Here is a 19372-nt window from a genome sequence, read left to right on the forward strand (position 1 = left end):
CCTGTGGACACCTCGACACCCCCCGCGTACGACCTGCTCGGCGTCGGCATCGGCCCGTTCAACCTCTCGCTCGCCGCGCTCGCCGAGCCCGTCCCCGGCCTGCGCACCCTCTTCTGCGACCAGCGCCCGGAGTTCCGCTGGCACCACGGGATGCTGGTGGACGGGGCCCGGATGCAGGTGCCGTTCCTCGCCGACCTGGTCTCCCTGGTCGACCCGACCAGCCCGTGGTCCTTCCTCAACTACCTGCGCGACCAGGACCGGCTCTTCCCGTTCTACTTCGCCGAGCGCTTCCAGCTGCCGCGCCGCGAGTACGACCACTACTGCCGCTGGGCCGCCGAACGGCTGGCCGGCTGCCGCTTCGGCACCGAGGTCACCGCCCTGCACTGGGACGCGCCCTGGTACCGCGCCGAGCTGACCGACACCGCGACCGGCCGGCGCTCCGAGGTCAGGGCCCGCAACCTCGCCCTCGGCGTCGGCACCCGGCCGGTCCTCCCCGAGGCCTTCGCCGCGCTGGCCGGCCACCCGCACGCCTTCCACTCCGCCGAGTACCTGGACCGCCGCGCCGACCTGGCCGGCGCCCGGGACATCACCGTGATCGGCAGCGGACAGTCCGGCGCCGAGGTCTTCCTCGACCTGCTCCGGCGCCACGAGGGCGACGGCGTCCGGCTGCGCTGGCTCACCCGCACCAGGGCGCTCGCCCCCATGGAGTACTCCAAGCTCGGCCTGGAGCACTTCACCCCCGACTACACCCGCTACTTCCACAGCCTGCCCGCCCCCGTCCGGGACGCGCTGGTCGCCGCCCAGTGGCAGCTGCACAAGGCCGCCAGCACCGAGACCCTCGCCGAGATCCACGACCACCTCTACGAGCGCACCATCGGCCGCCCGATCGGCACCGCCCCGGTCGAGATCACCCCCGGCACCGCCGTCACCGCCGCCCGACCGGGCCCCTGCGGCGGCCTCGAACTGCACTGCCGGCACACCGACTCCGGCGCCGAGCACCTGCTGCGCACCGACGCCCTGGTGCTCGCCACCGGCTACCGGGCGGCCCGCCCGGCCGCCCTCGAACCGCTCGCCGAGCTGATCGACTGGGACGAGGCCGGGCGCTACCGGGTCGACCTGGACCACCGGGTCGCCACCCGCCCCGAACTCACCGGCGGGCTGTACGTCCAGAACGCCGAACTCCACACCCACGGCGTCGGCACCCCCGACCTCGGACTCGGCGCCCACCGGGCCGCCGTGATCCTCAACGCCGTCACCGGGCGCACCGTCCACCGGCTGCCCGACCGCACCGCCTGGACCGGCTTCGCACCGCCCGTACCCGCCGCCGACCCCGCGTCCCACCACCGGACCCCCGTCGTCCCCCGCCCCCAGGAGTTGACCCGTGCCGCAACCGTCGGCCGCTGAACCGCCGCTCCACCTGCCCCCGCACCTCACCGCCGGGCACTGGCAGCGGGCCGGCCGCGCCCTGCTGGCCAAGATGCTGGGCGAGTTCGCCTACGAGGACCTGCTCCGGCCCGTCCCCGGCGAGGCGCCCGGCGAGTACCGGCTGGAGCTGCCCGAGGCCGAGTACCGCTTCACCGCCCGGCGCGGCGCCTACGACAGCTGGCAGGTCGACCCCGAGTCCGTCCGCTGCACCCGCCCGGACGGCCTGGACCCGCTGCGCTTCCTCCCGTACGCCCGGCAGACCCTCGGCATGCGCGGCGAGACCACCGGCCACCTGATCCGCGAGCTCTGCGCCACCCTGACCGCCGACGCCCGCCAGCTCGCCACCGCGCTGACCGCCGCCGAACTCGCCGACCTCGACCACGCCGCCCTGGAGGGCCGGCAGACCGGCCACCCCTGGATCGTGCCCAACAAGGGCCGGATCGGCTTCTCCGGCACCGACGCCGCCCGCTGGGCCCCGGAGGCCCGCAGCCCCCGCCCGCTGCCCTGGATCGCCGTCCACCGCCGGCTCGCCGAGTACCGCGGGGTGCCCGGCCTGGAACGGCCCGAGCAGCTGTACGCCCGCGAGCTGGACGACGTCGACGCGCTGCGCGCCGCGCTCGGCCCGGACGCCGGGGACTACCTGCTGCTGCCCGTCCACCCCTGGCAGTGGGACGAGACGATCCTGCCGCTGTTCGCCCCCTGGATCGCCTCCGGCGAGATCGTCCCGCTGCCCTCGGACGGCGACCCACGGCTGCCCCAGCAGTCCATCCGCTCCTTCTTCAACACCGCCCACCCCGAGCGCTGCACCGTCAAGCTGCCGCTGTCCGTCCTGAACACCCTGGTCTGGCGCGGCCTGCCGGTCGAGCGCACGCTGGCCGCGCCCGCCGTCACCGCCTGGCTGCTCGGGCTGCGCGACGCAGACCCGTACCTGCGCGACGAGTGCCGGGTGATCCTGCTCGGCGAGATCGCCTCCGTCACCGTCGACCACCCGCTCTACCGCGAGCTGCCCGAGGCTCCGTACCAGTACAAGGAGCTGCTCGGCGCGATCTGGCGCCAGCCGCTCGGCCCCTTCCTGGACGGCGGCGAGCGGGCCCGCACCCTGGCCGCGCTGCTGCAGACCGGCTCCGACGGGCGGGCGCTCGCCGCCGAGCTGATCGACCGCTCCGGCCTGCTCCCCGGCGACTGGACCGCCCGGCTGTTCGCCGCGACGATGCCGCCGCTGCTGCACTTCCTCTACCGCTACGGGCTGGTCTTCTCCCCGCACGGCGAGAACGCCATCGTGGTCTTCGACCCGTCCGACGTGCCGGTCCGGCTCGCGGTCAAGGACTTCGTGGACGACGTCAACCTCAGCGCGCAGAGCCTGCCCGAACTGCGCGCACTGCCCGCCGAGGTCGCCGAGGTGCTGCTGCGGGAGAGCCCGCAGGGACTCTGCCAGTTCATCCACTCCGGGCTCTTCATCGGCGTCTTCCGCTACCTCGCCCCGCTGCTGGAGGCGCAGACCGGACTGCCCGAGACCGAGTTCTGGGCGCTGCTGCGCGCCGAGGTGCTGCGCTACCAGGACCGCTTCCCCGAGCTGGGCGAGCGCTTCGAGCTGTTCGACCTGTTCCGCCCCCGGATCGACCGGCTCTGCCTCAACCGCAACCGGCTGCTGCTGGACGGCTACCAGGACCGCCCGCACCGCCCGCACGCCGCCCGGCACGGGACCGTGCCGAACGCGCTGGTCGCGGTGGACGTGCGACTGCCCGGGCAGCGGGACCGGATTGTCACCCCCGCCCCGTAGGGTGGGAGGGTCATGACGAACGACTCCGAATCCCAGCCCGCGACGGCCCTCGGCGACGAGGCCGAGGAAGCCGTCGCCGTCCCGCGCTCGCGGATCCCCGAACTGCTGCACGCCGCGGTGGCGGCCGTCGGCGGCGCGGAGCGCCCCGGTCAGGTCCGGATGGCCGAGGCCGTCGCCGACGCCGTCGACCACGGCGAGCACCTGCTCGTCCAGGCCGGCACCGGCACCGGGAAGTCCCTGGCCTACCTGGTGCCCGCACTCGCCCACGGCGACCGCGTGGTCGTCGCCACGGCCACCCTGGCGCTGCAACGCCAGCTGGTGGAACGGGACTTGCCGCGCACCGTCGAGGCGCTGCACCCCGTGCTGCGCCGCCGGCCGCTGTTCGCGATGCTCAAGGGCCGCTCCAACTACCTGTGCCTGCACCGGGCCAACGAGGGCACCCCGAGCGAAGAGGGCGAGGGCCTGTTCGACCCGGTGGACGCGCTCGGCGGGCCCACCGGGAAGCTCGGCAAGGACGTGCTGCGGCTGCGCGACTGGGCCGACGAGACGGACACCGGGGACCGCGACGACCTCAGCCCCGGCGTCTCCGACAAGGCCTGGGCCCAGCTGTCGGTCACCTCCAAGGAGTGCCTCGGCGCCACCCGCTGCCCGTACGGGCAGGAGTGCTTCGCGGAGAAGGCGCGGGAGCGGGCCAAGCTGGCGGACGTCGTGGTCACCAACCACGCGATGCTCGCGATCGACGCGATCGAGGGCGCGCCGGTGCTGCCCGAGCACGGGCTGCTGATCGTGGACGAGGCGCACGAGCTGGTCAACCGGGTCACCGGCGCGGCCACCGCCGAGCTGACCGTCGGCGCGGTCAACCGGGCGGTCAAGCGGGCCGCGCGGCTGGCCAACGAGAAGGCGGTCGACGCGCTGCAGGCCGCCGCCGAGAACTACCACGGCCTGATGGAGACCGCCCAGCCCGGCCGGGTCGAGGAACTGCCCGAGTACCTGGCGTACGCGGTCACCGCGATCCGGGACGCCTCCCGCCAGGTGATCAGCTCGCTGGGCGAGACCAGGGACAAGGGGCTCAGCGACGAGGACGCCGTCCGCAAGCAGGCGATGGCCTCGGCCGAGGCGCTGCACGAGACGGCCGAGCGGCTGCTGGAGGACTCCGAGTACGACGTGGTCTGGATCGAGCGCAGCGACCGCTACGGGCTGGGCACCGCTTCGCTGCGGGTCGCCCCGCTGAGCGTCTCCGGGCTGCTGCGCGAGGGGCTGTACAAGGAGCGCTCGGTCGTCCTCACCTCGGCCACGCTCAAGCTCGGCGGGGACTTCAACGGCGTCGCCGCCTCCGTCGGCCTGCCCTCCGAGACGCGGCTGCCGGACGTCCGCACCGCCGGGGACAACCCGGAGTCCGGTCCGGCCTTCGGCGAGGACGCGGTGCCGCACTGGCGCGGGATCGACGTCGGCTCGCCGTTCAAGTACCCCAAGCAGGGCATCCTGTACGTCGCCAAGCACCTCGCCGACCCCGGGCGCGACCCCGAACGGCCGGACATGCTGGACGAGTTGGCCGAGCTGATCGGTGCGGCCGGCGGGCGGACGCTGGGGCTGTTCTCCTCGATGCGGGGCGCCCAGACGGCCGCCGAGGCGATGCGCGAGCGGTTGGACCAGCGCGTCCTGCTGCAGGGCGAGGACACCCTGGGCGAGCTGATCCGGGAGTTCGCCTCGGACGCCACCACCTGCCTGTTCGGCACGCTCTCGCTCTGGCAGGGCGTGGACGTGCCCGGCTCGGCCTGCCAGCTGGTCGTGATGGACCGGATCCCGTTCCCCCGGCCGGACGACCCGCTGATGAGCGCCCGCCAGAAGGACGTCGAGCAGCGCGGCGGGAACGGCTTCATGGCCGTCGCGGCGACGCACGCGGCGCTGCTGATGGCGCAGGGCGCGGGCCGGCTGGTGCGCGCGGCCGACGACCGGGGCGTGGTCGCGGTGCTGGACCCGCGGGTGGAGACCAAGCGGTACGGGAGCTTCTTCCGGTCCTCGATGCCCGAGTTCTGGTACACCACGGACCGCAACCAGGTGCGCCGCTCGCTGGCGGCGATCGACGCCTCGGCGGCGCCGGTGCGGCCGGTGGTGAAGCGGGGCTGAGGGCCGCGGCCCTCGGTCCCGGCGTTCCGGGGCCGGGGGCCGCGGGCTTCCGGGTTTGCGGGCCCCGGGATCGCGCGTCCCGGGGCCCCGTGGGTTGCCGGGCCGCAATGCCGGAGGGGCTCCCCGCACGAGCGGTGGAGCCCCTTCCCGGTGCCGTAGGTCGCGGCACAGGAGTCAGAGGCGGCGCAGGACCGCGACGACCTTGCCCAGGATGGTCGCGTTGTCGCCGTTGATCGGCTCGTACGCCGAGTTGTGCGGCATCAGCCAGATCCGGCCGTCCTCGCGCTTGAGCCGCTTGACGGTGGCCTCGCCGTCGATCATCGCGGCCACGATGTCGCCGTTCTCGGCGACCGGCTGGCGGCGCACGGTGACCCAGTCGCCGTCGCAGATGGCGGCCTCGATCATCGAGTCGCCGCGCACGGTGAGCGCGAAGAGCTCGCCCTCGCCGACCAGCTGGCGGGGCAGCGGGAAGACGTCCTCGACCGTCTGCTCGGCCAGGATCGGCCCGCCGGCGGCGATCCTGCCGACCAGCGGGACGTAGGAGGTGGACGGGCGGCCGGCCGTCTCGGCGGTGTTCGGGCGGGCCACCTCGACGCCGCGGACCTCGTAGGCGCGCGGGCGGTGCGGGTCCCGGCGCAGGAAGCCCTTGCGTTCCAGGGCCATCAGCTGGTGGGCCACCGAGGAGGTGCTGGACAGGCCGACGGCCTGGCCGATCTCGCGCATGGACGGCGGGTAGCCGCGGCGCTGGACGGAATCCCGGATGACCTCGATCACCCGGCGCTGGCGCTCGGTGAGACCGGCCTCGTCGGTGCGGATCCCGGGGGGGCGGCCGGGCATCGCGCGGGCGGGGGAGGGATGGCCGTCGTCCAGGGCGGCGGAGTGTTCGATCGGCTGGTCCGGAACGCGGGCCGTTCCGGACAGGGCCGCGCCGGGGAGACGGTGGTCTTCGCTACGGTCCATGCTGATGTCCAGACCCTGTTGATTCGTGGTGCGCTGCCCCACCTTGAACTGGGAGTGTTCCTGCACCGGGATGGTGTTGCTTTCGATCGTGTTCACGGCGGCCCCTCTCGACGGCTGTCCTCTCCCCTTTTCCAGCCCAACGCGCCTCCTATCGAAAGGTTGCGCCAAACACACGTTCGAGTGAATTATTCGGGAGTTGACTGACTCGATCAAGGCTTTGTTGTACATCGAGTAAATGTTCGAGCAGAACTCGACTCCGGCAGTCTAATCGGCGCCGTCGCGGCATCGACACGCCATGGTGCTCACCTCCCCCGGACTCCTAGATGTAGTGGCTACAGTCATCATCCGTGCCCAGTACTAGTGGTCACCCCGCATGATCGGCTTGCCCAGGCCGGGGGCACATCGCATAGACTCAAGAGGTCCGAACGTTCTGCCAGGGAGGGATCCCGAGGTGCACTGCCCCTTCTGCCGGCACTCCGACAGCCGTGTTGTCGACAGCCGGACCACCGAGGACGGCAGCTGCATCCGCCGCCGTCGGCAGTGCCCGGACTGCGGCCGCCGCTTCACCACGGTGGAGACGGCCGCACTGATGGTCATCAAGCGCAGCGGCGTCACCGAGCCGTTCTCCCGGCAGAAGGTCATCACCGGCGTCCGCAAGGCCTGCCAGGGCCGCCCGGTCACCGAGGACGCGCTGGCCCAGCTCGGGCAGCGGGTCGAGGAGTGCGTGCGCGCCAGCGGCAACGCCGAGCTGACCACCCACGACGTGGGGCTGGCCATACTCGGCCCGCTCAAGGAGCTCGACGTGGTCGCCTACCTGCGCTTCGCCTCCGTGTACCAGGCGTACGACGGACTTGAGGACTTCGAGGCCGCCATCGCGGAACTCCGCGTCGAACGGCCCCGCGCCCCCGAGGCGGACGACACCCCCGTGTCCGTCTCCGCCGCCGCGCCCTAGCGGGCGCCGGCACCGGGCCCCGGGCGGGCCCCGTCGCACCACCACGGCCCCGTGGGGCCCACGCGTGCCCGAAAACTGGGCACAGAACACTACAAACCGTGCGTAAGCAGGCAAGGTCTCCGCCTGCCCGCACACCGGAAGAACGAACCAGCAGTGCCCGGACTTTTCAGGGCACTTCGGGCGTTTGCCCAGGAGGAGGAGCGAGAAGTGACAGACACCACGAGCGGTTCCGCGCGCGGGTCGAAGTCCGAGAAGGCCGCGGTCAAGGGCGCCAAGGCGCCGAAGGGCGGCCTCCCGATGGAGCGCATCTACACCACTCCTGGCGTGCACCCGTACGACGAGGTCCGCTGGGAGCGGCGTGACGTCGTCATGACCAACTGGCGCGACGGCTCGATCAACTTCGAGCAGCGCGGCGTCGAGTTCCCCGACTTCTGGTCGGTCAACGCCGTCAACATCGTCACGTCCAAGTACTTCCGCGGCGCCGTCGGCACCCCGCAGCGCGAGTGGAGCCTGAAGCAGATCATCGACCGCGTGGTGCTCACCTACCGCGCCGCCGGCGAGAAGCACGGCTACTTCGCCACCAAGGACGACGCCGAGATCTTCGAGCACGAGCTGACGCACGCCCTCCTCCACCAGGTGTTCAGCTTCAACTCGCCGGTCTGGTTCAACGTCGGCACCAAGCAGCCCCAGCAGGTCAGCGCCTGCTTCATCCTGTCCGTCGACGACTCCATGGAGTCGATCCTCGACTGGTACAAGGAAGAGGGCATGATCTTCAAGGGCGGCTCCGGCGCCGGCCTCAACCTCTCCCGGATCCGCTCCTCCAAGGAACTGCTCTCCTCCGGCGGCAACGCCTCCGGCCCGGTCTCCTTCATGCGCGGCGCCGACGCCTCGGCCGGCACCATCAAGTCCGGCGGCGCCACCCGCCGCGCGGCCAAGATGGTCGTGCTCGACGTGGACCACCCGGACGTCGAGGCCTTCATCGAGACCAAGGTGAAGGAGGAGGAGAAGATCCGCGCCCTGCGCGACGCGGGCTTCGACATGGACCTCGGCGGGGACGACATCACCTCCGTCCAGTACCAGAACGCCAACAACTCGGTCCGCGTCAACGACGAATTCATGACCGCCGTCGAGAACGGCACCGAATTCGGCCTGCGCGCCCGGATGACCGGCGAGGTCATCGAGACCGTCGACGCCAAGAAGCTGTTCCGCAAGATGGCCGAGGCCGCCTGGGCCTGCGCCGACCCCGGAATCCAGTACGACACCACCATCAACCACTGGCACACCTGCCCGGAGTCCGGCCGCATCAACGCGTCCAACCCCTGCTCCGAGTACATGCACCTGGACAACTCCAGCTGCAACCTCGCCTCGCTGAACCTGATGAAGTTCCTGCGCGACGACGACTCCTTCGACGCGGCGACCTTCGCCAAGGTCGTCGAGCTGGTCATCACCGCCATGGACATCTCCATCTGCTTCGCGGACTTCCCCACCGAGAAGATCGGCGAGACCACCCGCGCCTACCGCCAGCTCGGCATCGGCTACGCCAACCTCGGCGCCCTGCTGATGGCCACCGGCCACGCCTACGACAGCGAGGGCGGCCGCGCCCTGGCCGGCGCCATCACCTCGCTGATGACCGGCACCGCCTACCGCCGCGGCGCCGAACTCGCCGGCGTGGTCGGCCCGTACGACGGCTACGCCCGCAACGCGGCCCCGCACCAGCAGGTCATGAAGCAGCACGCCGACGCCTCGCTGGACGCCGTCTCCCACGACGACCTGGACGCCCCGGTGTGGCTGGCCGCCAACAAGGCCTGGCAGGACGTGCTGCGCGTCGGTGCGCAGAACGGCTTCCGCAACGCCCAGGCCTCGGTTCTCGCCCCGACCGGCACCATCGGCCTGATGATGGACTGCGACACCACCGGCGTCGAGCCCGACCTGGCCCTGGTCAAGTTCAAGAAGCTGGTCGGCGGCGGCTCGATGCAGATCGTCAACGGCACCGTCCCGCGCGCCCTCAAGCGCCTCGGCTACCAGGACGAGCAGATCGAGGCGGTCGTCGCCCACATCGCCGAGCACGGCAACGTGGTGGACGCGCCCGGCCTGAAGGCCGAGCACTACGAGGTGTTCGACTGCGCGATGGGCGAGCGTGTCATCTCGGCCATGGGGCACGTGCGGATGATGGCCGCGATCCAGCCCTGGATCTCCGGCGCCATCTCCAAGACCGTGAACATGCCCGAGTCCGCCACCGTCGAGGAGATCGAGGAGATCTACTTCGAGGCGTGGAAGATGGGTGTCAAGGCGCTCGCGATTTATCGCGATAACTGTAAGGTCGGCCAGCCGCTCTCGGCCAAGAAGAAGGACTCCGAGTCCAAGCCCGAGGCGGCTGCCCCGGCCGCCGTGGTCGAGAAGGTTGTCGAGTACCGCCCGGTCCGCAAGCGCCTGCCCAAGGGCCGCCCGGGCATCACCACCTCCTTCACGGTCGGTGGCGCCGAGGGCTACATGACCGCCAACTCCTACCCGGACGACGGTCTGGGCGAGGTCTTCCTGAAGATGTCCAAGCAGGGCTCGACCCTCGCGGGCATGATGGACGCCTTCTCCATCGCCGTCTCGGTCGGCCTCCAGTACGGCGTGCCGCTGGAGACGTACGTCTCGAAGTTCACCAACATGCGCTTCGAGCCGGCCGGCCTGACCGACGACCCGGACGTGCGGATGGCGCAGTCGATCGTCGACTACATCTTCCGCCGCCTGGCGCTCGACTTCCTGCCGTTCGAGACCCGCTCGGCGCTCGGCATCCACTCCGTCGAGGAGCGCCAGCGCCACCTGGAGACGGGCTCGTACGAGCCGCTGGAGGCCGAGGAGCTCGACACCGAGTCGCTCGCCCAGTCCGCTCCGGTTGCCCCGGTCGCCGCCAAGCCGGCCGTGGTCCCGGCCCCGGCCGTCGAGGCGCCCAGGACGGCCCCGAAGCAGGCCCACAACTCCACGGAGCTGATGGAGATCCAGCTCGGCCTCAACGCCGACGCCCCGCTCTGCTTCTCCTGCGGCACCAAGATGCGCCGCGCCGGCAGCTGCTACCTCTGCGAGGGCTGCGGCTCCACCAGCGGCTGCAGCTGATCACGCTCGACCCCGGTTTCACCCGATGAGGTGAAAACCTGAGGCGGGGCGAGGACTTCACGGTCCTCGCCCCGCCTTTTTCGTGTTCCCGTGACTGCCGATGTCACGTTCGGGGGTGGTGTCCGGTCCGTAGGGGGTGACGGGTTCTGCCGAGAAGGAGTGGTGCGGTGATGGGGACGGTGCTGGTGACCGGGGCGACGGGGACGCTCGGGCGGGAGGTGGTGCGGTTGCTGGTGGCGCGCGGGGTGGCGGTGCGGGGGTTGAGCCGGCGGGCGCGTGACGGGGGTGACGGGGTCGAGTGGGCGGTGGGCGACCTGGTGAGCGGCGCCGGGATCGCGGAGGCGATGGCCGGGGTCGAGGTGGTGGTGGACTGCGCGACCACCCAGAAGAAGGAGGACCTGGCCGGGGTCCGGACGCTGGTGGCGCGGGCCCGGGAGGCCGGGGTGCGGCACCTGGTGTACGTGTCGATCGTCGGGATCGACCGGGTGCCGATCGCGTACTACAACACGAAGCTCGCCTGTGAGCGGGTGGTGCGGGAGTCGGGGCTGGGCTGGACGGTGCTGCGGGCGACGCAGTTCCACGACCTGGTGCTGAGGTTCTTCGACGCCTCCGTGAAGCTGCCGGTCTTCCCGGTGCTGAGCGGGACGGCGTGCCAGCCGGTGGACGTGCGGGAGGTGGCGGCGGCTGTCGCGGACCTGGTGGGGGAGGAGCCGGCCGGCTTCGCGCCGGAGGTGGGCGGCCCGCAGGTGCGTTCGTACCGGGAGCTGGCCGAGGCCTACCTGCGGGCGGCCGGCAGGCGCCGACTGCTGCTGACGCTGCGCGTGCCGGGCGCGGCCGGCCGCGGGTTTCGGGCGGGCGGCAACCTGACGCCGGACCGGGCGGTGGGCCGGGGGACCTTCGAGGAGGCGCTGGAACGGCGGTTCGGCGGCCGATAGGGCCGGCCACCGGGGTGTGAACCGTGGCACGCGGGTGGGCGTCGGCGGTGTCGCAGTGTGGTGTGGACGGTGTGAAAGCAGGAGATTGGCCGTCAACTGGCCACTTGAGGCCTATGTCTGAATCGATATGATCGGCCGAAAGCGTGAACCGATCAGACGCCCGGAGACGTTTCATGACGTCGCCGGGCGGTCCGGTATGCGCCCGACCCGGCTGTCGGTGGCCGCGACCGTCGCCGACCCGCCGCCCGCGCCGCCGCCCGCCGACGTTGCCGAGGACCGCACCGATGAGAGAAGCCACCAGCCCCGACGGCGGATCGCGCCGACGGCCCGCGCCGCGCACCGTCGCCCTGACCGCGGCCGCCGTGCTGCTGGCGCTGGTCGCCGCGCCGGTCGGCGTCGTCCGGGCGTTCGGCGCGCACCAGCCGCTCACCGCCCTCGCGGTGGTTGCCGTCACGGTGCTCTGGCTGATCGCCGTCGGCCTCGCCTCGACCGGTGCGGAGCGCGCCCGCGGGCTGACCGAGGAGCTGGCCGCTCAACACGAGGAGACCCGGGCCGCACTGGTCGCCGCGGGCACGGCCCGGCAGGCCGAGACGGCCGCCGCGGACCGCACCGCCGCCGCGCTCGCCGAGCGGGACGCCGCCCGCGCCGAGCAGGCCCGCGCCGAGGCGGACGTCACCGCCGCGCACACCGAGCTGGCCCGGCTGCGGGCCGAACTGGACGCCGAGCGGGCCGGGGCGCAGACGGAGCGGACCCGGGCGGAGTCGGAACGCGCCGAGCTGGCCCGGATCGTCGAGGGCGTGCTGCCCGAGGTGGTGGCGAAGCTGCGGGCCGGCGCCGCGGTGGACAGCGCGCTGGCCGCCCACCGCAAGCACCCCCAGTACGCGCTGCTGCGCGCCGTCGGCGAGGAGATCGGCCGCGGCGAGCGGCTGCGGGCAGCCGCGCTGGCCGTCTGCGCGACCGCCGCCGGGCGGGTCCAGGCGCTGGCCACGAGCATGCACGCCGAGCTGCGCGAGATGCAGCACCGGCACGACGAGGAGGTCCTCGGCGACCTGCTGAGCCTGGACCACTCGACCGCCCAGGCGGGCCGGATGGCCGACAGCATCGCGGTGCTCACCGGCGCCCGTTCGGGCCGCCGCTGGGCCAAGCCGATCGCGGTGGAGTCGGTGCTGCGCGGCGCGCTCGGCCGGATCGGCGCCTACCAGCGGGTGCGGCTGCACAACGCCAGCACCGCCGCGGTCGCCGGGTACGCGGCCGAGGGCGTGATGCACGCGCTGGCCGAACTGCTGGACAACGCCACCAACTTCTCCGCCCCGCCGGCCGAGGTGCACGTCTACGTCGAGGAGGTGCCGGCCGGGCTGGTGGTCACCGTCGAGGACAGCGGGCTGGGGCTGAGCGACAGCTGGCTGCGCCGGGCCGAGCGGGCCGTCTGCGCCGAGCCGCTGGACCTCACCACGCTCTCCGCCGGTACCCGGCTGGGCCTCGCGGTGGTCGGCGTGCTGGCGCGCAAGCACGGGCTGCAGATCTCCTTCCGGCCGTCGGCGCGCGGCGGCACCGGCGTGGTGATGCTGATCCCGCCGCGGCTCGTCACGCACCCGGTGCCGACCGCCGCCCCGGCGCCCGTCCAGGCGTCCGTCCCGGCGCAGAAGCCGCCCGTGGAGACCACGCGCCCCGCGCTCACCTCGGCGCGCCCCGCACCCGTCTCCCTGCCTCCGGTGCCCGCCTCCCCGCCTCCGGCGCCCTCCGCGCAGCGGACCCCGGCCGGGACGCCGACCGCCACCGGGACGCAGACGTCCAGCGCGCCCGCCCGGATGACCGACAGCGGCCTGCCGCAGCGCCGGCGCGGACAGACGCTGGCGACCAGCACCTCCGCGACGGCCCGGACCGCGAAGGCCGTGAGCACCGACGCGGTCGGCGCGGCCGCCCGGTTCGGCGCGTTCCGCCGGGCCGCCGCCCGTCCCGCGGGGGCCGAGCAGCCCCCCGCCGGGGCGCCGACCACGGATCCCGACACCATGCCCGACGCTTCCCCCGTCACCGAGAAGGACACCTGATGAGCAGCGCCACCGACCGCGACCTCGACTGGCTGTTGGAGAACCTGCTGGCGGCGACCCCCGGCACCCGGCACGCCCTGGTCCTCTCCGCCGACGGCCTCAAGCTCTGCCACACCGCCGGGCTGAGCACCGACCAGGCCGACCAGCTGGCCGCCATCGCCTCCGGCCTGCAGAGCCTGGCGCACGGCGCCTCCATCGAGTTCGGCGACGGCAGCGGCGGCGTGCGGCAGTCGATGACCGAGTTCCACGGCGGCATCCTGTGCATCGTGGCGGCCGGTGAGGGCGCGCACCTCGCGGTGGTCACGGACGACGACGCGGACGTCGGCGTGATCGGCCACAACATGCACGGCCTGATCGAGCAGATCGGGGTCCACCTCAGCGCGCCCGCCCGGGAGGCGGAGGGCGAGGCCGCCGCGCAAGAGAGCGCCGGTATATGACTGCCGGGCCGGTGCTGCCGGGCCGTGACGACGACCCGGACCGTCTCTACACCATCACCCGGGGCCGAAGCCGGGCGCCGGAGAACGCCTTCGACCTGGTCACCCTGATCGTCGCCGAGCGGCAGCCGGCGCCCGGGATGCAGTCGGAGCACGCCCGGATCCTGCGGATGTGCGGGGCCCCGACCGCCGTGGTGGAGGTGGCGGCGGAGCTGGGGCTGCCGATCTCGGTGGTGAAGATCCTGCTCGGCGACCTGCTGGAGTCCGGGGCGGTCACCGCCCGCCACCCCCGGTTCGCGCCGAACAAGGCCCGGCTGCCCGACCTCGACACGCTGAAGCAGGTGCTGCATGGCCTCCAACGGCTCTGATGCGTGGAACGCCGACGCGGCTGCCGCTGCCGCTGCCGCTGCCGCTGCCGCTGCCGCTGCTGACGCCGGCGTCCGGCCCGCCGGCCCGCGCACCCCGCTGCGGGCGACGGCCGACAACGCGCTGAAGATCGTCGTGGTCGGCGGCTTCGGGGTGGGCAAAACCACCCTGGTCGGCTCGGTCAGCGAGATCCGCCCGCTGAACACCGAAGAGGTGATGACCAGGGCGGGCGAGGGCATCGACCCGGCCGGCGCCTGGGGCAAGCGCTCCACCACGGTCGCCTTCGACTTCGGCCGGATCACCCTCTCCGAGCGCCAGGTGCTGTACCTGTTCGGCGCGCCCGGCCAGGAGCGCTTCTGGTTCCTCTGGGACCGGCTGTTCAGCGGCGCCCTCGGCGCGGTCGTCCTGGTGGACACCCGGCGGCTGGAGGACTCCTGGTACGCGATCGACCGGCTGGAGCACCACGGCACGCCGTTCATCGTGGCCCGCAACAACTTCGGCGAGCCCGGCCACACCCTGGAGCAGGTCCGCGAGGCGCTGGACCTGCCGGCCGGGGTACCGCTGGTGGACTGCGACGCGCGCGACCGCGAGTCCGGCAAGCAGGTGCTGATCGCCCTGGTCCACCACCTGGCCGCCCTGGCCGGGGCCGACGAGGGGCTTCTGACGGGCGGGGCCGCTCCGGCCGTTGCCGCCGGGGCCGTTGCCGCCCGGGCCGTTGCCGCCGGGGCCGAGGAGCCCGCCCAGGCAGGGTCCCGCACCGTGATCTACGAGGAGAGCACCCCGTGACCGAGCCCGCCGCCACCCCGCCCCCGGGCTGCCCGGCGCACCCCGGCGCCACGCCGCTGTACGGGCCGCGCTTCCAGACCGACCCGTCCCAGCTCTACCGCGAGCTGCGCGCCGCGCACGGCCCGGTCGCCCCGGTCGAGCTGGCCGGCGGCGTGCCCGCCTGGCTGGTCATCGGCTACCGCGAGCTCCAGCAGGTGACCGGCCGGCCGCAGCTGTTCGGCCGCGACTCCAGCCGCTGGCACGCCTGGGAGACGCTGCCCGCCGACTGGCCGCTGAAGCCGATGATGGCGCCCGTGCCGTCGATCCTCTACGCCGAGGGCGAGGAGCACGTCCGGCGTTCGCGCGCGGTCACCGACGCGCTGGCCGGGATCGACCCGTACGAGCTGCGCAAGCATGCCGAGGAGATCGCCGACCGGCTGATCGACGAGTTCGCCGGGCGCGGTGAGGCCGACCTGGTCGCCGAGTACGCGCACCGGATGCCGCTGCTGGTGCTGTGCCGGGTGCTCGGCCTGGACGAGGAGCAGGCGCCGCAGTTGATCACGGCGCTGCTGGCGATGCTGGACGGCGGCCCGGACGCGCCGGCCGGCGCCCAGCGGCTGTTGGAGCTGATGCTCGCGCTGGTCGAGGAGAAGGCCGAGTACCCGGGCGCCGACGTCGCCTCGCGGATGCTGGCGCACCCGGCCGGGCTGACCCACGACGAGGTGATGCGCGACCTGCGGGTGCTGCTGATCGCCGGCCACCAGCCGAGCTCGTACTGGATCTCCAACGCGCTGCGGCTGATGCTCACCGACGAGCGGTTCGCCGCCTCGCTGGCCGGCGGCCGGCGCAGCATCAGCCAGGTGCTGAACAAGGTGCTCTGGGAGGACACCCCGACCCAGATCTTCGCCGGACGCTGGGCGGTCCGCGACACCCAGTTGGGCGGCCAGCGGATCGCCGAGGGGGACATGGTCCTGCTCGGCTTCGCCGGGGCCAACACCGACCCGGCCGTCCGACAGCCGGCCGTCCGACAGCCGGACGGCCGCCCGGCGGAGGGCAACCGGGCGCACATGAGCTACTCGTACGGCGAGCACGGCTGCCCGTTCCCGGCCCAGGAGGCGGCCGAGGTGATCGCCACCACCGCGATCGAGGTGCTGCTCGACCGGCTGCCGGACCTTCGGCTGGCGGTGGCCGAGCACGCGCTGGTGTGGCGGCCGTCGGCCTGGGTGCGGGGGCTGGTGGCACTGCCGGTCTCGTTCACCCCGGGCCACCCGGCCTGATCATTCAACACCCGCCGTTCGAAAGAGAGTTGTCGATGACCGCTGCCCCGGCCCGAATCGCCCTCGACCCGCTGGCCCGTGACAACGCGGCCGAGGGCGCGCTGCTGCGGGCCGCCGGCCCGGTGGTGCCGGTCGAGCTGCCCGGCGGGGTCGCCGCCTGGGCGGTGACGCAGCACGCCGCCGCGCGCGACCTGCTGACCGACGCCCGGCTGGTGAAGGACGCCGCGCACTGGGCGGCGTACCAGCGCGGCGAGGTGCCGAAGACCTGGCCGCTGATCGGTCTGGCGGTGCCCGGCCCGAGCATGGTGACCACGGACGGCGCCGAGCACCGCCGGCTGCGGGCGCTGGTCGCGCAGGCCTTCACCCCGCGCCGGGTGGAGCTGATGCGTCCGCGCGTCGAGGAGATCACCCAGGCGCTGCTGGACGCCCTGGCGGCGGGCGAGCCGGTGGTGGACCTGAAGACGGCCTTCGCCTTCCCGCTGCCGATGACGGTGATCTGCTCGCTGCTGGGCGTTCCCGAGTCGGACCACGGCCTGCTGCGCGACCTGTACGAGCGGTTCTTCGGCATCAAGCCGAACCCGGAGGGCATCCAGGCGACCGTCGCCGCACTGAACGCCTTCGTCAACGGCCTGGTGTCGCAGCGCCGTTCGGCTCCCGGCGAGGACCTGGCGAGTGTGCTGCTGGCGGCCGACACCGAGGGCGGGGCGCTGACCGACGCGGAGGCCGCGGCCACCCTGCGGGTGATCATCGCGGCCGGCCACGAGACCACGGTGAACCTGATCGGCAACGCGGTGCGGGCGCTGCTGACCCACCCGGACCAGTTGGAGCTGGTGCGCTCGGGCCGGGTGTCCTGGGACGCGGTGGTGGAGGAGTCGCTCCGCTGGACGCCGCCGACCAGCAACTTCCTGTTCCGGTTCGCCGCGCAGGACATCCCGGTGGGCGAGGTGGTGATCCCGGCGGGTGAGCCGGTGCTGGTCTCGTACAACGCGATCGGCCGCGACCCGCTCCAGCACGGGGTGACGGCCGAGGTCTTCGACCTCACCCGGGACCCGGCCCGCCACCTGTCCTTCGGGCACGGCCCGCACGTCTGCCCGGGCTCCCCGCTGGCCCGGCTGGAGGCGGGGGTCGCGCTGCCCGCGCTGTTCGAGCGCTTCCCGGGGCTGTCGCTCGCGGTGCCGGACGCCGAGCTGCGGCCGAGCCCCTCGCTGGTGGTGAACAGCCTGCGGGAGCTGCCGGTCCGGCTGTTCTGACCTGATGTGTCGTCATGCCCTGGGCCCCGTCCGGATTTCCGGTCGGGGCCTTCGACTTCTGGCGGTGGTGGTCCGGGAGCCGCCTGGTCGCGGGTCACGGTCGGGACACCGGCTTGTGAAGGTCGAACGTGGACCTTGGCGAGGGGCGGCGGCTGCGTTAACGTCTTCGATCAGTCCGGACGCGGCTCGCCCGTGATCCCGTCCGCGATACCCGTCCGTGATCCCCGCCCGTGATCCCCTGTCCGTGATCCTCTGCAGGCCCATCTCCGGTACAGCGCGATGTCGTTCAGCCCACCGTCGGCAGCACGCCCTGGCGAGGAGAACCGCATTGACCCTCAACCCGACCGCGCAGCACCCGGGTTACCGCCGTCGTCCGGTCGCCGCGGCCGCCCTGGTGGCGGCGCTGGCGCTGACCGCGGCCTGTTCCAACAGCTCCGGCGGTTCGGGCGGTGGCGGGGGCGGATCGGCCGCGTCGCTGTCCGGCGACTGCGCCGCGTACCAGCCGTACGCCGGACACGCGGGTACCACGGTGACGATGTTCGCCTCGATCCTGAGCCCGGAGTCGGACAACCTGGAGAAGTCCTGGGCCGAGTTCGGCAAGTGCACCGGGATCAAGATCAGTTACGAGGGCTCGAACGACTTCGAGTCCCAGCTGCCGGTCCGGGTCTCCGGGGGCAACGCCCCGGACTTCGCGATCATCCCGCAGCCGGGCCTGCTGGCGCAGATGGTGAAGAGCGGCAAGGTGGTGAAGCCGCCCGCCCAGACCGTCGCCAACCAGGACAAGTGGAGCCCGATCTGGAAGACCTACGGATCGGTCAACGGCACGTTCTACGCGGCCCCGATGAGCGCCAACATGAAGTCCCTGGTCTGGTACTCGCCGAAGGCCTTCAAGGCGGCCGGCTACGAGGCGCCCAAGACCTGGGCCGACCTGATGGCGCTCAGCGACCGGATCGCCAAGGCGGGCGGCGCCAAGCCGTGGTGCGGCGGCATCGCCTCCGGAACGGCCACCGGCTGGCCGGCCACCGACTGGCTGGAGGAGGTGGTGCTCGGCTCGTACGGCGGCGAGGTGTACGACCAGTGGGTCGGCCACCAGGTGAAGTTCTCCGACCCGAAGATCACCACCGCGATGAAGACGGTCGCCGACTGGATGCAGAACCCGGCCTGGGTCAACGCGGGATTCGGTGACGTGAAGTCGATCGCCACCACCACCTTCCAGGACGCGGGTACCCCGATCCTGAGCGGCAAGTGCATGCTGCTCCAGCAGGCCTCCTTCTACGAGGCGCAGTGGCCCAAGGGCACCAAGGTCGGCCCGGACGGGGACGTCTTCGCCTTCCACCTGCCCGCGGTGAACCCGTCGATCGCCAATCCGGTCGAGGGCGGCGGCGAGTTCCTGGCGGCCTTCTCCGGCCGGCCCGAGGTCCAGGCGGTGCAGAACTACCTGTCCAGCTCCGCCTGGGCGAGCAGCCGGGTGAAGACCGCGACCGGCTGGGTCTCGGCCAACCAGGGCGTGGACAAGAGCCTCTACACCGACCCGATCGACAAGCTGTCGGCCGAGGCGCTGACCGACCCGTCGGCGACCTTCCGCTTCGACGGCTCCGACCTGATGCCGGCGGCCGTGGGCGCCGGGCAGGAGTGGAAGTCGCTGACCGCCTGGTTCGCCGAGGGGCAGTCGATCCAGAAGACGGCTGCCGACATCGACGCCGCCTGGCCGCAGTAGCCGACGCGCCGGTCCGCTGCCGGCGGGAGCAACCGACGCGCTGGCTCTGCTGCCGGCGCGAGCAACCGAGGCGCCGGTCCGCTGCCGGCGCACTGGGACCACCTGTCGAGGGCGGTGCGGGGCCCCCCCCCCCCCCCCCCCCCCCCCCAACCCCCCCCCCCCCAGGGGCCGAAAACCCAGTTCGGTACCCCGGTACCCGAGCCCCCCCCCCGGGAGGGCCCCGGACCGGTTTGC

The 19372-nt window shown here is 72.9% G+C and carries 14 protein-coding genes; 13 read left to right on the forward strand and 1 reads right to left on the reverse strand.

Annotation, left to right across the window (positions count from 1 at the left end):
- The first annotated feature begins 3 nt into the window (after positions 1 to 3).
- Genes ACFVVA_RS31065 through ACFVVA_RS31075 form a run of 3 tightly spaced genes read left to right on the forward strand, consistent with a single transcriptional unit; the run spans position 4 to position 5332 of the window.
- On the forward strand, positions 4 to 1404 hold the full coding sequence (locus ACFVVA_RS31065) for a lysine N(6)-hydroxylase/L-ornithine N(5)-oxygenase family protein (RefSeq protein WP_387694081.1): 1401 nt from the start codon (positions 4 to 6) through the stop codon (positions 1402 to 1404).
- Entirely contained in the window at positions 1382 to 3205 is a 1824-nt protein-coding gene (locus ACFVVA_RS31070; protein ID WP_387694082.1) for an IucA/IucC family protein, read from the forward strand. The genes ACFVVA_RS31065 and ACFVVA_RS31070 overlap by 23 nt, the downstream gene beginning before the upstream one ends.
- A 12-nt stretch (positions 3206 to 3217) precedes the next feature.
- Positions 3218 to 5332 carry an ATP-dependent DNA helicase gene (locus ACFVVA_RS31075; RefSeq protein ID WP_387694083.1) on the forward strand — a complete coding sequence of 705 codons (2115 nt, stop codon included), beginning with the start codon at positions 3218 to 3220 and terminating at the stop codon, positions 5330 to 5332.
- Positions 5333 to 5506: 174 nt separating this feature from the next.
- Here ACFVVA_RS31075 and lexA read toward each other — a convergent pair whose 3' ends face one another.
- A complete protein-coding gene (gene lexA, locus ACFVVA_RS31080; RefSeq protein ID WP_380350895.1) occupies positions 5507 to 6292 on the reverse strand; it encodes a transcriptional repressor LexA in 786 nt (261 codons plus the stop codon).
- Positions 6293 to 6743: 451 nt separating this feature from the next.
- On the opposite strand from lexA, the gene nrdR reads away from it, so the two are divergent.
- The 10 genes from nrdR (at position 6744) to ACFVVA_RS31130 (ending at position 19138) form a co-directional block, all read left to right on the forward strand.
- Complete coding sequence (gene nrdR, locus ACFVVA_RS31085) at positions 6744 to 7244, forward strand: transcriptional regulator NrdR (RefSeq protein WP_359907050.1); 501 nt, start codon at positions 6744 to 6746, stop codon at positions 7242 to 7244.
- A 207-nt stretch (positions 7245 to 7451) separates the two neighbouring features.
- Positions 7452 to 10346 carry a vitamin B12-dependent ribonucleotide reductase gene (locus ACFVVA_RS31090; protein WP_387694084.1) on the forward strand — a complete coding sequence of 965 codons (2895 nt, stop codon included), beginning with the start codon at positions 7452 to 7454 and terminating at the stop codon, positions 10344 to 10346.
- 170 nt (positions 10347 to 10516) lie between these two features.
- Positions 10517 to 11281, forward strand: coding sequence for an SDR family oxidoreductase (locus tag ACFVVA_RS31095; protein ID WP_387694114.1), 765 nt, complete (start codon positions 10517 to 10519; stop codon positions 11279 to 11281).
- A 284-nt stretch (positions 11282 to 11565) separates the two neighbouring features.
- Positions 11566 to 13329, forward strand: coding sequence for an ATP-binding protein (locus ACFVVA_RS31100; protein ID WP_387694085.1), 1764 nt, complete (start codon positions 11566 to 11568; stop codon positions 13327 to 13329).
- On the forward strand, positions 13329 to 13766 hold the full coding sequence (locus ACFVVA_RS31105; protein WP_387694086.1) for a roadblock/LC7 domain-containing protein: 438 nt from the start codon (positions 13329 to 13331) through the stop codon (positions 13764 to 13766). The genes ACFVVA_RS31100 and ACFVVA_RS31105 overlap by 1 nt, the downstream gene beginning before the upstream one ends.
- The gene (locus ACFVVA_RS31110; protein WP_387694087.1) at positions 13763 to 14131 is read left to right on the forward strand and encodes a DUF742 domain-containing protein; all 369 of its coding nucleotides are present in this window, start codon (positions 13763 to 13765) and stop codon (positions 14129 to 14131) included. The genes ACFVVA_RS31105 and ACFVVA_RS31110 overlap by 4 nt, the downstream gene beginning before the upstream one ends.
- Positions 14112 to 14915: an ATP/GTP-binding protein gene (locus ACFVVA_RS31115; protein WP_387694088.1), complete on the forward strand. Its 804-nt coding sequence runs from the start codon at positions 14112 to 14114 to the stop codon at positions 14913 to 14915. The genes ACFVVA_RS31110 and ACFVVA_RS31115 overlap by 20 nt, the downstream gene beginning before the upstream one ends.
- Positions 14912 to 16171 carry a cytochrome P450 gene (locus ACFVVA_RS31120; protein WP_387694089.1) on the forward strand — a complete coding sequence of 420 codons (1260 nt, stop codon included), beginning with the start codon at positions 14912 to 14914 and terminating at the stop codon, positions 16169 to 16171. The genes ACFVVA_RS31115 and ACFVVA_RS31120 overlap by 4 nt, the downstream gene beginning before the upstream one ends.
- A 35-nt stretch (positions 16172 to 16206) precedes the next feature.
- Positions 16207 to 17421 (forward strand): cytochrome P450, encoded by a 1215-nt coding sequence (locus ACFVVA_RS31125; RefSeq protein WP_387694090.1) that lies wholly within the window; start codon positions 16207 to 16209, stop codon positions 17419 to 17421.
- Between the two features lie 328 nt (positions 17422 to 17749).
- Positions 17750 to 19138 (forward strand): ABC transporter substrate-binding protein, encoded by a 1389-nt coding sequence (locus ACFVVA_RS31130; protein WP_387694091.1) that lies wholly within the window; start codon positions 17750 to 17752, stop codon positions 19136 to 19138.
- Positions 19139 to 19372: the final 234 nt, after the last annotated feature.

This window comes from Kitasatospora sp. NPDC058048 (assembly GCF_042885555.1).
Classification (GTDB): domain Bacteria; phylum Actinomycetota; class Actinomycetes; order Streptomycetales; family Streptomycetaceae; genus Kitasatospora; species Kitasatospora lactacystinica.